This is a genomic window from Streptomyces sp. NPDC002935 (assembly GCF_040611295.1).
Classification (GTDB): domain Bacteria; phylum Actinomycetota; class Actinomycetes; order Streptomycetales; family Streptomycetaceae; genus Streptomyces.
Window position 1 is genome coordinate 13,251 of record NZ_JBEXNW010000005.1, and the last position, 14,376, is coordinate 27,626.

At 72.3% G+C, this 14,376-nt stretch carries 13 protein-coding genes; 8 read left to right on the forward strand and 5 right to left on the reverse strand.

Going from position 1 to position 14,376, the window contains the following annotated elements:
* Positions 1 to 7 precede the first annotated feature (7 nt).
* From cbiE to cobC, 5 genes are read left to right on the forward strand one after another with little or no spacing between them, the layout of a single operon-like run.
* A complete protein-coding gene (gene cbiE / locus ABZX90_RS07760) occupies positions 8 to 1,267 on the forward strand; it encodes a precorrin-6y C5,15-methyltransferase (decarboxylating) subunit CbiE (RefSeq protein ID WP_351128151.1) in 1,260 nt (419 codons plus the stop codon).
* Positions 1,264 to 2,970 carry a precorrin-3B C(17)-methyltransferase gene (gene cobJ / locus ABZX90_RS07765; RefSeq protein ID WP_355202405.1) on the forward strand — a complete coding sequence of 569 codons (1,707 nt, stop codon included), beginning with the start codon at positions 1,264 to 1,266 and terminating at the stop codon, positions 2,968 to 2,970. The genes cbiE and cobJ overlap by 4 nt, the downstream gene beginning before the upstream one ends.
* Positions 2,967 to 3,641: a precorrin-8X methylmutase gene (locus ABZX90_RS07770; protein ID WP_355202408.1), complete on the forward strand. Its 675-nt coding sequence runs from the start codon at positions 2,967 to 2,969 to the stop codon at positions 3,639 to 3,641. Before cobJ ends, ABZX90_RS07770 begins: the two co-directional genes overlap by 4 nt.
* Positions 3,638 to 4,573, forward strand: a complete 936-nt coding sequence (locus ABZX90_RS07775; protein WP_355202411.1) for a sirohydrochlorin chelatase — start codon at positions 3,638 to 3,640, stop codon at positions 4,571 to 4,573. Before ABZX90_RS07770 ends, ABZX90_RS07775 begins: the two co-directional genes overlap by 4 nt.
* On the forward strand, positions 4,563 to 5,756 hold the full coding sequence (gene cobC / locus ABZX90_RS07780) for an Rv2231c family pyridoxal phosphate-dependent protein CobC (protein WP_355202414.1): 1,194 nt from the start codon (positions 4,563 to 4,565) through the stop codon (positions 5,754 to 5,756). Before ABZX90_RS07775 ends, cobC begins: the two co-directional genes overlap by 11 nt.
* Positions 5,757 to 5,881: 125 nt before the next feature.
* Here cobC and ABZX90_RS07785 read toward each other — a convergent pair whose 3' ends face one another.
* The 5 genes from ABZX90_RS07785 to ABZX90_RS07805 form a co-directional block, all read right to left on the reverse strand.
* Complete coding sequence (locus ABZX90_RS07785) at positions 5,882 to 6,787, reverse strand: SCO1860 family LAETG-anchored protein (protein ID WP_355202417.1); 906 nt, start codon at positions 6,785 to 6,787, stop codon at positions 5,882 to 5,884.
* 335 nt (positions 6,788 to 7,122) lie between these two features.
* Entirely contained in the window at positions 7,123 to 8,214 is a 1,092-nt protein-coding gene (locus ABZX90_RS07790) for an amidohydrolase family protein (protein ID WP_351128070.1), read from the reverse strand.
* A gap of 68 nt (positions 8,215 to 8,282) precedes the next feature.
* Positions 8,283 to 9,071, reverse strand: coding sequence for an amino acid ABC transporter ATP-binding protein (locus ABZX90_RS07795; RefSeq protein WP_351128072.1), 789 nt, complete (start codon positions 9,069 to 9,071; stop codon positions 8,283 to 8,285).
* The gene (locus ABZX90_RS07800; protein WP_351128074.1) at positions 9,068 to 9,901 is read right to left on the reverse strand and encodes an amino acid ABC transporter permease; all 834 of its coding nucleotides are present in this window, start codon (positions 9,899 to 9,901) and stop codon (positions 9,068 to 9,070) included. Before ABZX90_RS07800 ends, ABZX90_RS07795 begins: the two co-directional genes overlap by 4 nt.
* Positions 9,898 to 10,743 carry a transporter substrate-binding domain-containing protein gene (locus ABZX90_RS07805; protein WP_355202422.1) on the reverse strand — a complete coding sequence of 282 codons (846 nt, stop codon included), beginning with the start codon at positions 10,741 to 10,743 and terminating at the stop codon, positions 9,898 to 9,900. The genes ABZX90_RS07800 and ABZX90_RS07805 overlap by 4 nt, the downstream gene beginning before the upstream one ends.
* A gap of 176 nt (positions 10,744 to 10,919) precedes the next feature.
* Between ABZX90_RS07805 and ABZX90_RS07810 the strand changes: the two genes are divergently transcribed.
* The 3 genes from ABZX90_RS07810 (at position 10,920) to ectB (ending at position 14,348) form a co-directional block, all read left to right on the forward strand.
* Entirely contained in the window at positions 10,920 to 12,020 is a 1,101-nt protein-coding gene (locus ABZX90_RS07810; RefSeq protein WP_355202902.1) for an aminotransferase class V-fold PLP-dependent enzyme, read from the forward strand.
* 475 nt (positions 12,021 to 12,495) lie between these two features.
* Positions 12,496 to 13,035 (forward strand): diaminobutyrate acetyltransferase, encoded by a 540-nt coding sequence (ectA, locus tag ABZX90_RS07815; RefSeq protein ID WP_351128080.1) that lies wholly within the window; start codon positions 12,496 to 12,498, stop codon positions 13,033 to 13,035.
* A 41-nt stretch (positions 13,036 to 13,076) separates the two neighbouring features.
* Complete coding sequence (gene ectB, locus ABZX90_RS07820) at positions 13,077 to 14,348, forward strand: diaminobutyrate--2-oxoglutarate transaminase (RefSeq protein ID WP_351128082.1); 1,272 nt, start codon at positions 13,077 to 13,079, stop codon at positions 14,346 to 14,348.
* Positions 14,349 to 14,376: the final 28 nt, after the last annotated feature.

The following is a 14,376-nucleotide window of genomic DNA, read 5'->3' on the forward strand; positions in this document are numbered from 1 at the left end:
CTCCGTGGTGATCACCGTCGTCGGTACGGGCACGGGGGCGCCGCTGTCCCCGGACGCCCGCGGGGTGCTCGCGGAGGCCGGGCTGGTCGTGGGTGCCCGACGGCATCTGGCGGCGGCCGGGCTGCCCGAGCGGGCCGAGCAGGTGGTCCTCGGGCCGCTGGCACCGGCGCTCGACCGCATCGCGCGCTACGCGGACGAAGGAACGGGCGGGGGCCCGGTCGTGGTGCTCGCCTCGGGGGACCCCGGGTTCTTCGGGATCGTACGGGCGCTGGCCGAGCGGTTCGGGGCGGAGCGGCTGGACGTCCGCCCCGGTGTCTCGTCCGTGGCGACGGCCTTCGCCCGGCTCGGGCTGCCCTGGGACGACGCGGTGGTGGTCAGTGCCCACGGCCGTGAGCTGCGTACGGCCGTCCAGATCTGCCGGTCGCAGCCCAAGGTGGCCGTGCTGACCGGTCCGGGGTCCGGGCCCGCCGAGCTGGGTGCCGCGCTCGTCCACCGCGGCGCGGAGCGCGTCCTCGTCGTGGCGAGCGCCCTCGGCGACCCGGAGCGCGAGAGCGTCGAGCGGGTCACGCCCGCCGAGGCCGCCGCCCGCGACTGGGGCACGGCGGTCAGCGTCGTGCTGTGCCTGGACGAGGCGCGGGCCCTCGCTCCCGTGCGGACCGTCGCCGGGCCGCGTCCCGGGCCCGACCGTTGGGCTCTGGACGAGGACGAGTTCGCCCACCGCGACTCGATGATCAGCAAGTTCGAGGTACGGGCGCTGGCGCTGGCCCGGATCGGACCGCGGCTCGGCGAGCTGGTCTGGGACGTCGGCGCGGGCTCCGGTTCCGTCGCCGTCGAGTGCGCGCGGTTCGGCGCCGCGGTCACCGCGGTCGAGAAGACCCGGGACGGCTGCGACCGCATCCGCGCCAACGCCGCCGCGCACGGCGTGGACGTGCGGGTCGTGCACGGGGCCGCGCCCACGGTGCTGTCCGACCTGGACGATCCGGACGCGGTCTTCATCGGCGGCGGCGGACGCGAACTGCCCGCCATCGTCACGGTGTGCGCGCGCCGGGCCCGGCGGGCCGTCGTGATCGCCATGGCCTCGCTCGACCGGGTGCCGGCCGCCCGGGACGCGCTCACCGCCGCCGGGTTCGCCTGCGACGGCGTCCTGTTGCAGTCGTCGCGGCTCGCCCCGCTGCCGGGTGACGTCTCCCGGCTCGCGGCGACCAATCCCGTCTTTGTGCTGTGGGGCGTCCGGCCTCCGGCCCCTACCGAAGGAGTCCTCCAGTGATCGGCCTGATTTCCGCCACGGCGGCGGGCGCGGCGGCCCGTGACCGGCTGGCCACGGCGTGGTCCACGCGTGCCCGGGTGTACGACGGACCCGTGGCGGACGCCGTGCGGCGGGCCTTCGCGGAGTGCGACCAGGTGGTGTGCTTCCTCGCCACGGGCGCGGTCGTACGGCTCGTCGCGCCGCTGCTCGCCGACAAGGGATCGGACCCCGGGGTGGTGTGCGTCGACGAGGCGGGACGGTTCGCCGTGTCACTGGTCGGCGGCCACGCGGGCGGGGCGAACGAACTCGCCCGCGAGGTCGCCGAGTTGCTCGGCGCCGAGCCGGTGGTGACGACAGCGACCGACGCGGTGGGCGTGCCCGGTCTCGACACCCTGGGCTTCCCCGTGGAAGGCGATGTCGCCGGGGTCTCGCGGGCCATGCTGGACGGTGAACCCGTGGTGCTGGAGGCGGAGTCGCCCTGGCCGCTGCCCGCGCTGCCGCCGAACGTGGGGAGCCCGGCGGAGTCGGGCGCCGCCGTCCTGCGGATCTCCGACCGCGACCGGGAACCCGCCGCGCGCGAAGTCGTCCTGCGCCCGCCGTCCCTCGTCGTCGGTGTCGGCGCCTCCCGGGGCGCGCCCGCGGAGGAGGTCCTCGGACTCGTCGAGGACGCCCTGCGCGATGCCGGTCTCTCCGTGCGGTCGGTCGCCGAACTCGCCACCGTCGACGCCAAGTCCGAGGAGCCCGGCATCGTCGGGGCCGCCGCGCGGCTCGGGGTCCCGGTCGTCACGTACAGCGCCGAGGAGCTGGCGGCGGTGGCGGTCCCGAACCCCTCCGACGCGCCACTCGCCGCCGTGGGAACCCCGTCCGTCGCGGAGGCCGCTGCGCTCGTCGGCGGGGGTGAACTCCTCGTCCCCAAGCGGAAGTCGGTGCGGGCGGACGGACAGCCCGCGATGGCGACCTGCGCGGTGGTGCGCCGGCCGGCCCGCGGGCGGCTCGCGGTCGTGGGCCTCGGCCCCGGAGCCCGCGATCTGCTCACGCCGCGCGCGACGGCGGAGCTGCGGCGGGCCGCGGTGCTCGTCGGGCTCGACCAGTACGTCGACCAGATCCGCGACCTGCTGCGGCCCGGCACGCTCATCCTGGAGTCGGGGCTCGGCGCCGAGGAGGAGCGGGCGCGCACGGCGGTGGCCGAGGCGCGGCGCGGGCAGGCCGTCGCCCTGATCGGCAGCGGCGACGCGGGCGTGTACGCGATGGCGTCGCCCGCACTGGCCGAGGCGTCCGACGACATCGACGTCGTCGGGGTGCCGGGGGTGACCGCGGCGCTCGCTGCCGGGGCGATCCTGGGGGCACCGCTCGGCCACGACCATGTGTCGATCAGCCTGTCCGACCTGCACACACCGTGGGAGGTCATCGAGCGCCGGGTACGGGCGGCGGCCGAGGCCGACATCGTCGTGACCTTCTACAACCCGCGCAGCCGGGGCCGGGACTGGCAGCTCCCCAAGGCGCTCGCGATCCTCGCGGAGCACCGGGAGCCGACGACGCCGGTCGGTGTGGTGCGCAACGCCTCCCGCCCGGACGAGTCGAGCCGGGTCACGACGCTGGGGTCCCTGGATCCGGCGATCGTCGACATGATGACCGTGGTGACCGTGGGCAACACGGCGACCCGTGAGATCGCCGGGCGCATGGTGACCCCGCGCGGCTACCGCTGGCAGGAGGAGGCCAAGTGAGCCAGGTGTTCCCCGGGACCCGGGTCGTGCACCCCATCGAGCAGGAGTCCTTCCGGCGGCTGCGCGCCCGCCTGGACACCTCGCACTTTCCGCCGCTGACGCGGGCGGTGGTGGAGCGGGTGATCCACTCCGCCGCCGATCTGGAGTACGCGGACGATCTCGTCACCGACGAGGACGCCCTGCTGCGGGCGCACGCGGCGCTGCACGCCGGCGCACCCGTCGTGGCGGACGTCGAGATGGTGGCTGCGGGCATCACGCGCCGCGCCACCGTCTGCCGCCTCAAGGACGCCAAGTCCGGCCCCGGCCTGACCCGTTCGGCGCACGCGGTGCGGCTCGCGTACGAGGAGGTCGGGCCCGGCGCGCTGTGGGTGATCGGCTGTGCGCCCACCGCGCTGGAGGAGTTGCTGCGGCTGGACGCCGAGCCGGCGCTCGTCATCGGGCTGCCCGTCGGCTTCGTCGGCGCGGCCGAGTCCAAGGCCGCGCTCCGCGAGAGCGGCCTTCCCGCCGTCAGCAACGTGTCCGAGAAGGGCGGTTCGGCGGTCGCGGCCGCCGCGCTCAACGCCCTGCTGTACCACCCTGTTCCGCAGGCCGCCCAGGCCTCGAAGACCGATCGGGCCGAGACGGCCTCGACGACCGCTGAGGCCACCTCGGCCGCCAAGGAGACATCGTGACCACCCCGCCCCCCGCGCTGCTCATCGCCGGACACGGCACCCGGGACGAGGCCGGAGCCGAGGCCTTCCGCTCCTTCGTACGGGAGTTGGGGCGCCGCCATCCCGAACTGCCCGTCGCCGGGGGGTTCATCGAGCTGTCGCCGCCGCCGCTCGGTGACGCCGTGAGCGAACTGGTCGAGCAGGGGGTACGGCGTTTCGCCGCCGTGCCGCTGATGCTGGTGTCCGCCGGGCATGCCAAGGGCGACATCCCGGCGGCGCTGAACCGCGAGAAGGAGCGGCACCCCGGGATCTCGTACACGTACGGGCGTCCGCTGGGCCCGCATCCGTCGCTGCTCGCCGTGCTGGAGCGGCGGCTGGACGAGGCCCTCGGCGGCCGCGCGCGGACCCCCGAGGACCGGGCCGATGTGACCGTGCTGCTGGTGGGCCGCGGGTCCACCGACCCGGACGCCAACGCCGAGGTGCACAAGGCCGCGCGGCTGCTGTGGGAGGGCCGCGGGTACGCGGGCGTCGAGACGGCGTTCGTGTCCTTGGCGGCACCGGATGTGCCGTCCGGCCTCGACCGCTGCGTGAAGCTGGGCGCGCGCCGGATCGTGGTCCTGCCCTACTTCCTGTTCACCGGCATCCTCCCGGACCGGGTGCGGCGGCAGACGGAGGGCTGGGCCACGGCGCACCCGGAGATCGAGGTGCGCTCCGCCGACGTCATCGGCCCCGAGCCCGAGCTGCTCGACCTGGTCATGGAGCGCTATCGGGAGGCCGTCAAGGGCGACCTGCGGATGAACTGCGACTCCTGCGTCTACCGGATCGCGCTGCCCGGCTTCGAGGACAAGGTGGGGCTCCCCCAGCAGCCGCACTTCCACCCGGACGACGACGGCCACCACGACGGCCACGGTCACCACCATCACGGGGGACACACGCACTCCCATGCGCACTGACGAGGCCGCCGAGGGCGGGCACGATCTGCGGCACCACGGGGACGCCGAGGTGCGCGACGACGGTTCCACGCTCACCGATCTCGCCGTGAACGTACGCGCGGACACCCCGCCCGCGTGGCTGCGCGAGCGGATCGCCGCGTCGCTGACGGGGCTCGCGGCCTATCCGGACGGGCGGGCCGCGCGGGCCAAGGTGGCGGCACGGCACGGGCTGCCGGTGGAGCGGGTGCTGCTCACGGCGGGCGCGGCCGAGGCCTTCGTGCTGCTCGCGCGCGCCCTGAAGGTACGCCGGCCGGTCGTCGTGCACCCGCAGTTCACGGAGCCGGAGGCCGCGCTGCTGGACGCCGGCCACACGGTCGGGCGCGTCCTGCTGCGCGAGGAGGACGGCTTCCGGCTCGACCCGGCCGCCGTCCCCGAGGACGCCGACCTCGTCGTGATCGGCAATCCGACGAATCCGACGTCGGTGCTGCACCCGGCGGCGGCCATCGCCGAACTGGCCCGCCCCGGGCGGGTGCTGGTGGTCGACGAGGCGTTCATGGACGCGGTGCCGGGTGAGCGCGAGGCCCTGGCCGGGCGGACGGACGTGCCCGGCCTCGTCGTGCTGCGCAGTCTCACGAAGACATGGGGTCTGGCGGGGCTGCGGATCGGCTATGTGCTCGCCGATCCCGGGACGATCGCCGACCTGAAGCGCGCCCAGCCGCTCTGGCCGGTCTCCACGCCCGCCCTCGCGGCGGCAGAGGCCTGTGTGTCCTCGCAGGCACTCGCGGAGGCGGCGCACGCGGCGCGCCGGATCGCCACGGACCGGGCCCATCTGGTGGCGGGGCTGCGGGAGTTCGCCTGCCCGGACGGGCTGTGGGTGGCGGAGCCGGCGGAGGGGCCCTTCGTCCTGGTCCGGCTGCCGCGGGCCTCCCGGGTACGTCGAGCGCTTCGCGATCTCGGGTTCGCGGTGCGGCGCGGGGACACGTTTCCCGGGCTCGGGGACGAGTGGCTGCGGTTCGCGGTGCGGGACCGGGCGACGGTCAACCGGTTCCTGCAGGCGCTGGACCGGGCGGTGACCCTGAGCGGGGGTGAGGCGGGCCCTGTTCCCCCCTCACCCCCCTCACCCCCCTTGCCCGGCCCGAAGCGGCCGCCACCCCCGCCCGGCCCCCGTCCGGAACTGCCGCCCTGGTCCTCCGCTTCGGCCTGAACGGCCTCGCCCTCGAACGCCGGAGAGGCTGAACGTTTCAGCCTCTCCGGCGTTCGAGGAACGGGGACGGGGTCCGGGCGGCGCCCTGTGCGGCGGGACCTGTGCGCCGGGCTCTTCGGCGGCCGTCAGCTCCGGCGGCGGCGGGAGAGGGCGACCGCTCCGCCGCCCGCGGCGAGCAGCGCCACCGCGCCGCCGGCCAGATACGGCGTCATGGAGCTGCCCCCGGTCTCGGCCAGGCCCTCCTCCGCGGGAGCGCCCTGCGGTGTCACCTCGGCCACCGGGTCGGCGGGGTCGGAGGGCTCAGCCGGCGCGGCCTCCTGGGTGACGGGCGCCGCCGGCGACTCGCAGGTGGCCTTCGCCAGCGTCAGCGTGCCCTCCACCTCGGCCACGTTCAGCTTCAACGGGTTGATGGACACCTTGAGTTCGAGCGCGGAGGCGGCGGCCGTACGGGTGGTGGTCTCGGTCTTGGAGAGGTCGAGCCGGACCTCACCGACCCCGGGAACCTTCACATGCGTCGGGCCGCCCGTCGTCAGCGTGACCTTCTTGCCGAGGACGGTGACCGATCCCAGCAGGTTGGCGGTGGCGACGGGTTTCTTCCCCGCCTCGCAGGTCGCCTTCGAGGTCACGTCCTCGACCTCGATGAGCGACAGCAGCGGCAGCCCGGGGACATGGACGGCGGCGTGCGCGAGGCGGGTGGAACCCTCGGCCTTCCCGGCGGAGACGCCGGCCTTGGCTGTGGCGACGTCCGCGCGCAGCACGCTGAACGGACGTCCGCCGTCGACGCCGTCCAACTGGGCGGTGAGCGCGGTCTTCTCGGCGCTGTTCGGTGCCTGCACCTCGTTCAGGGAGACCGCGAGCGGGACGTTCACGGTCTTGTTGAGGAGGGACACGTCGAGTCCGGTGCGGAGCACGACGGCGCTCGCGCGACCGTGGTCGTCGGTCGCGTGGGCGGAGCCCGCGCCGGCCAGCGCGGTGGGACCCGCGGCGAGGACGGTCGCGGCCGCGGTGACGGCGAGACGGCGTGCGGGCATACGGTGGTTGATGCTGTTCAAGGGTGGGACCCCCATAGGAGAAAGCCTGGGACCCCGAAAGAATTACGCACTGAGAGTGAACAGTCAGCCACCTGACGTGAGTTCACTCCATCGTGGGGTTTCCGCGCATGTCTTCGAATCCCGAGGCACGGCTGTTCCCCACCGTCACCCGCTCAACGCCCCTGGACGAACGCGCTGGTTGACGCGCCGGTCGATGACGGGTCGACGCGCCGGAGCGCACCCGGTGGTGCGTAACGAGCGCGCCACCCCGGCCGTCACGCTCCGTCAACCACGCCCGCGTCGGCCGCGTCGCCGTCTCGCCCGCGTCGGCTGCGTCAGCTGACGGTCCGCCCGTTGAGGACCACCCGTCGTGGAGCCGCCAGGACCCGTACGTCGGCGCGCGGGTCCTCGTCGTAGACCACGAGGTCCGCGGGCGCGCCCTCGTCGAGGCCGGGCCGCCCGAGCCAGGCCCGGGCGCCCCAGGTGGTTGCGGAGAGGGCCTCGACGGGCGGGATGCCGGCGGTGACGAGCTCGGCGACCTCGCCCGCGACGAGGCCGTGGGCGAGGGAGCCGCCCGCGTCGGTGCCTACGTAGACCGGGATTCCGGCGTCGTACGCGGCGCGCACGGTGTCGTGGCGGCGCTCGTGGAGGCGTCGCATGTGGGCCGACCACTGGGGGAACTTGGCCTCGCCGCCGGCCGCGAGCTGCGGGAAGGTGGCGATGTTCACGAGGGTCGGGACGATGGCGACGCCGCGCTCGGCGAAGAGCGGGACAGTGTCCTCGGTGAGGCCGGTGGCGTGCTCGACACAGTCGATGCCCGCCTCGACCAGGTCGCGGAGCGAGTCCTCGGCGAAGCAGTGCGCGGTGACGCGGGCGCCGAGCCGGTGCGCCTCGGCGATCGCGGCCTCGACGGCCTCGCGCGGCCAGCAGGCGCTCAGGTCGCCGGTGCCGCGGTCGAGCCAGTCGCCGACGAGCTTGACCCAGCCGTCGCCGCGCCGGGCCTCCTGGGCGACGTACGCGACGAGGTCCTCGGGCTCGATCTCGTGGGCGTAGTTGCGGATGTAGCGGCGGGTGCGGGCGATGTGCCGGCCCGCGCGGATGATCTTCGGGAGGTCCTCGCGGTCGTCGATCCAGCGGGTGTCGGAGGGCGAGCCGGCGTCCCGGACGAGGAGGGTGCCGGCGTCGCGGTCGGTCAGCGCCTGCTTCTCGGAGACGTCCGCCGGGACCGGGCCGTGGGCGTCGAGCCCGACATGGCAGTGCGCGTCGACCAGGCCGGGCAGTGCCCAGCCCTCGACGGTGCGGAGGTCACGGGCGCCGCCGGGGCGCTCGTACGAGATCCGGCCGCCGACGACCCACAGCTCGTCGCGGACGTCGTCGGGTCCGACGAGGACCCGCCCCTTCACGTGCAGTACCGGGTGATCGCTCATGGGTTGCACCTTAGTGAAGCGGCTCCCCTTCCCCGCCCGGCTCCCCTACCCCGCCCGCCCACCCGGTCCTACTCCTTGTCCGTCCGGTCCGGTGTCGTGTTCTCGACGTCCGCCATCGCCGGGTCGAGCAGCCGGGACAGGAAGTGGCGCGTCCGCTCGTGGGTCGGGTTGCCGATGACCTGCGCCGGGGTGCCGTCCTCGACGATCACGCCGTCGTCCATGAAGACGACCCGGTCGGCGACCTCGCGAGCGAAGGTCATCTCGTGGGTGACGACCATCATCGTCATGCCCTCGTCGGCGAGCATCCGCATGACGGCGAGCACCTCGCCGACGAGTTCGGGGTCGAGCGCCGAGGTCGGCTCGTCGAAGAGCATCACCTCGGGCCCCATGGCGAGCGCGCGGGCGATCGCGACGCGCTGCTGCTGGCCGCCGGAGAGCGAGGCCGGGTAGGCGTCGGCCTTCTCCGCGAGGCCCACCCGGGTGAGGTTCTCGGCGGCGATCCGGGCCGCCTCCGCCTTGTCCCGGCCGAGCACCCGGCGCTGCGGCAGCGTGAGGTTCCCGGTCACCGACAGATGGGGGAAGAGGTTGAACTGCTGGAAGACCATGCCGATGCGGCGGCGTACGGCGTCGATGTCCACGTCGGGGTGCGTGACCTCCGTGGTCCCGACGAACACCTGGCCCTTGCTGGGCTCCTCCAGCAGGTTCACACAGCGCAGCAGGGTCGACTTGCCGGAGCCGGACGGACCGATGACGCAGACGACCTCGCCCTGCCCGACCTCCAGGTCGATGCCGCGCAGGACCTCGTTGTCGCCGAAGGACTTGTGCAGGTCCTTGACCTGGATCTCTGGCGTGCTCACTTGGTGGCCTCCCCCGTCTTCGCTTCGAGACGTCGTACGAGAAAGCCGAGCGGCACCGTGACGAGCAGATAGCACAGGCCCGCGACGAGGATCGGCGTGGAGTTGGCGGTCGTGCTGGCCAGGTCGCGGCCGTACTTGGACAGCTCGCGCTCCTCCAGGGTGACGCCGAGGAACAGCACCAGCGAGGAGTCCTTGAAGAGGGTCACGAGTTCGTTGGTGAGCGGCGGGAGAATGATCCGGAACGCCTGCGGGACGATGATCGAGACCATGGCCCGCGCGTGCGAGAAGCCGAGCGAACGGGCCGCCTCCATCTGCCCCTTGGGCACGGCCTGGATGCCCGCGCGGAAGGTCTCGGCCATGTAGGCGGCCCCCACCAGACCGAGCGCGATGGCGACCTTTCCGTACGTTCCGCCCGGGATCTCCGTGCCCGGGAACGCGAGCGGTACCGCGACGCCCACGAAGATGAAGATCACCAGGGCGGGCAGACCGCGGAAGACCTCGATGTAGATTCCGGCGAACCAGCGGTAGGGGCCCACCGACGACAGACGCATCAGAGCGATGACGATGCCCAGCACGAGTCCGACGACGAAACCGAACGTCGTGTAGAGGACGGTGTTCTTCAGCGCGAGCGTGATGACGTCCGGGAACATCTGCTTGACCAGGTCCCACTGGAAGAACTGGTTCTTCAGACGGCCCCAGTCCGCCGTGACCGCGAAGGCGATCACGACGGCGGCGAAGACGACGTACTGCGCGCCGCGCGAGAGCGAGCGCTTCTGGCGCCGGCTCAGGCCGGACCTGCGGGGCTGGAGGGGTGTGTCGGCATCACTCATGAGGTGGAGGGGGAGGCGGAGGCCGCGGCGTACGGGCCGATCCACTGCTCGTAGAGCTTCTTGTACGTGCCGTCGGCCTTCGCGTCCGCGATGGCCTTGTTGATGGCGGCGACGAGTTTAGTGTTGCCCTTCTTCACCGTGAAGCCGTACTGCTCACCGGTGTTGAGGTTGTCGGCCACCTTGAAGGCGTCGGCGTTGGCCTTGTCCTTCAGCCAGCCCTGCACGACCGGGTAGTCGATGATGACGGCCTGCACCTGACCGCTGCGCAGGCCGCTCAGCACCGCGTCGGAGGACTCGAAGGAGACCGGGTCGAAGCCCTGCCCCTTCGCGTAGTCCTCGCCGGTGGTCTGCGCCTGGGCGCCGAGCTTCTTGCCCTTCGCCTTGACGTCGGCGAGGGAGTTGATACCGCTCTTCTTGTCGACCAGGACGGCCTGGGTGGCGTCGAAGTACGGGTCGGAGAAGTCGACGTTCTTCTTGCGCTCCTCGGTGATCGTCATACCGGCCGCGGCGAGGTCGCACTGCTCGGAGTTGAGGAACGCGCCCGTCTTGAAGTTCTCGAACGGCGTGTCGACGATGGCCTGCTTCACGCCCAGGTCCTTGGCGACCAGGTCGATCAGCGACACGTCGAAGCCCTGCACCTTGCCGTCGATCTCCGACTGGAACGGCGGGTACGGCAGATGGGTGCAGGTCGTGAGCTGACCGCTCTTGACCAGGGGGACCCCGCCCGAGGTGGTCGTCTTGCCACCCCCGTCGTCCGAGGAGCAGCCGGCCACGAGCAGCAGCCCGGCCGTGGCGGTGGTGGCGGCCAGAATGCGGGTCCGGCGTCCGAGGACCGAGTTCACGGAGACCTCCAGTGGGGGGAACAGAGGGTTCTGATTATAAGGAAAGGTTTGAGTTGCTCAAATCAATCCGATGGTTGCTGGTCCGTCTGGCCTCAGAATTCGCCGTTCCGGGTGCGCCGGGGGCCGACGGTTACGCTCTGATCGTCGACACCACCGTGAGCGAAGAGAGCAGCGCCGTGACCCACCCCTTTCTTGACCTGGCGCCGCTGAGCGCCGCCCACTTCGCGTCGATCGAGGACCGCGTCGCCCGGCTGCTCTCCACCGACCAGGACGTCGTGATCATGCAGGGCGAGGCGCTGCTGCCCCTGGAGGGGGCCATTCGCGGCACGGCCGGTCCCGGCACCACGGCCCTGAACGTGATCACCGGCCCCTACGGCCAGACCTTCGGGGACTGGCTGCGGGACTGCGGGGCGACCGTGATCGATCTGGCGGTGCCCTTCCACAACGCGGTCACCGCCGAGCAGATCCGCGAGGCCTTCGCCGAGCACCCGTCGATCGACTTCGTGTCGCTCGTGCACGCCGAGGCCGCCACCGGGAACACCAACCCGGTGGCGGAGATCGGCGAGGTCGTCCGCGAGCACGGCGCGCTCTTCTGTCTGGACGCCGTCGCGTCGATCGGCGCCGAACCGGTGCTGCCGGACGCCTGGGGCGTCGACCTGTGCGTGATCGGGGCGCAGAAGGCGATGGGCGGCCCCGCCGGTGTGTCGGCGGTGTCGGTGAGCGAGCGGGCGTGGGCGCGGATGGCCGCGAACCCCGCCGCGCCGCGCCGTTCCTACCTCTCCCTGCTGGACTGGAAGGAGCGGTGGGTCGACGGAGGCCGCACGGCGTTGCTGCACGCGCCGGCGCAGTTGGAGATGCTGGCCCTGGAGGCGTGTGTCGAGCGGATCGAGGGCGAGGGCCTCGACGCGATGATGACCCGTCACGCCTCGGCCGCCGCGGCCACCCGGGCGGGGGCCGTGGCTCTCGGCGGGGGGCTGAAGCCGTTCGTGCACGCCGACCGCGACGCGGCGCCCGTCGCCACCACGCTGCAGGTACCCGAGGACGTGGACGCGTCCGCCGTGGTCGCCAAGGCGCTGGCCGCTGATCCCGCGCTGCCGCTCGCCGCGGGGGGCGGCGCCCTCGCGCAGTCGATGATCCGCGTGAACCACTACGGCCCCGACGCCACCCGGGGTGTCGTCCACTCCAGCCTCGCGGGCCTGGGGGCGGCGCTGGCCGAGTCCGGCTTCCCGGTGGACCTGGAGGCGGCGCGCCGGGCCGTGGCGCTGGCCTGGGACTGATCCCGGGATGACCGGCGGGGGCGTCCGCGCCTCCGCCGGGGCGGAGAACCCCGGCGCGCCGAGGGGCCGGAGCGAGGAACCCGACCGACCGGCCTTCAGCCGGGGCACGGAATCCGAACGCGCAACGCGACGGGAATCGCACATCCCGCCCATACACTTATTCAGTCCTTAATTCAGAGCCGAATTATTCGAGTTATTCGGCGCAGCTTCCCGCATTCTTCTGCCCTCTTTCCCCGTACCTAAACGCAAAGATTTCGCGAACGCCGGCGAAGCGATTCGGGGAGGTCACCTGCACATTTCATTGTTGTGACACACTCCACAATGCGTCCGTTTTCTGCGGTATTTTCCGGGCGGATATGCACATAAGGCACTGCCCGCGCCACCCTTTCACGGGCGCGTGATAACACATGAGCGCGTTCCGTGTAACCCCTTCCGGCGATGCAATTTGAACTTTCCGTCGGTAAATTCAATCCGCATGACCGCCGCACACGCAGACCTGTCAGCGGAATTCCTGGAAATGCCGGAGGGCCTTCGGATCGACCGTCCGGAGGTGGCCGACGGGGCCGCCCTCTGGCGTATCGCCAAGGACTCCCGAACCCTCGACCTGAACTCCTCGTACAGCTATCTGCTGTGGTGCCGTGACTTCGCCGGCACCTCGGCGGTGGCACGCGACGCCGACGGGCGGCCCGTCGGTTTCGTCACCGCGTATGTGCGCCCCGAGCGTCCACGCACCCTCCTGGTGTGGCAGGTGGCCGTCGACGCGGCCCACCGCGGCCGCGGACTGGCCGCGCGACTGCTCGACGGGCTGACCGCGCGGGTGGCGGCCGAGCGGGGGCTGTCCGTCGTCGAGACCACCATCACTCCGGGCAACACCGCCTCCGAGCGCCTGTTCACATCGTTCGCACGGCGCCATGGCGCGGCCGTCGAGCGCGAGGTGCTGTTCGAGACGGGGCAGTTCCCCGACGGACCGCACGACCCCGAAGTGCTGTACCGCATCGGCCCCTTCTCCCTCTGAACTTCTCCCCTTCCCCCACACGCTTCGAGGAGCGATTCGCCGTGACCATCACCCAGCCGGACCTGAGCATCTTCGAGACCCTGGAGTCGGAGGTGCGCAGTTACTGCCGCAGCTGGCCCACCGTCTTCGACCGGGCCCGGGGCAGCCGGATGTACGACGAGGACGGCCACGAGTACCTCGACTTCTTCGCCGGTGCCGGGTCCCTGAACTACGGGCACAACAACCCGGTGCTGAAACGGGCCCTGATCGACTATCTGGAGCGCGACGGCGTCACCCACGGTCTCGACATGTCGACGACCGCGAAGCGCGGCTTCCTGGAGGCCTTCCAGAACCTGGTGCTGCGGCCGCGCGACCTGCCGTACAAGGTGATGTTCCCCGGCCCGACCGGCACCAACGCCGTCGAGTCCGCGCTGAAGCTCGCGCGCAAGGTGAAGGGGCGCGAGGCGATCGTGTCGTTCACCAACGCCTTCCACGGGATGTCGCTCGGCTCGCTCGCCGTGACGGGCAACGCCTTCAAGCGGGCCGGTGCCGGGATCCCGCTCGTGCACGGGACCCCGATGCCGTTCGACAACTACTTCGACGGCCTGGTCCCGGACTTCCTGTGGTTCGAACGGCTCCTGGAGGACCAGGGCTCGGGGCTGAACCAGCCCGCCGCGGTGATCGTCGAGACCGTGCAGGGCGAGGGCGGTGTCAATGTCGCGCGGCCCGAGTGGCTGCGCGCCCTCGCCGACCTGTGCGAGCGCCGCGACATGCTGCTGATCGTCGACGACATCCAGATGGGCTGCGGGCGGACCGGCGCGTTCTTCTCCTTCGAGGAGGCGGGGGTCGTACCGGACATCGTGACCGTCTCCAAGTCCATCAGCGGATATGGGCTGCCGATGTCGCTGTGCCTGTTCAAGCCCGAGCTGGACATCTGGGAGCCGGGCGAGCACAACGGCACCTTCCGCGGCAACAACCCGGCGTTCGTCACGGCCGCCGCCGCCCTGGAGGCCTACTGGGCCGACGGCTCCGCCATGGAGAAGCAGACCCGCGCCCGCGGCGAGCAGGTCGAGCAGGCGCTGATCTCCATCACCGAGGAGAACCTCGCCGACATCAAGGAGTACCGGGGCCGCGGGCTGGTCTGGGGCATCGAGTTCAAGGACAAGGCCCGCGCCGGCCGCGTCGCGCAGCGTGCCTTCGAACTCGGGCTGCTCATCGAGACGTCCGGCCCCGAGAGCGAGGTCGTGAAGCTGCTGCCCGCGCTCACCATCACCCCCGACGAGCTCGACGAGGGCCTGCGCACCCTCGCCCGCGCCGTGCGCGAGACCGTCTGAGAAGCACGAGAAGCACGAGAGAGAGGCA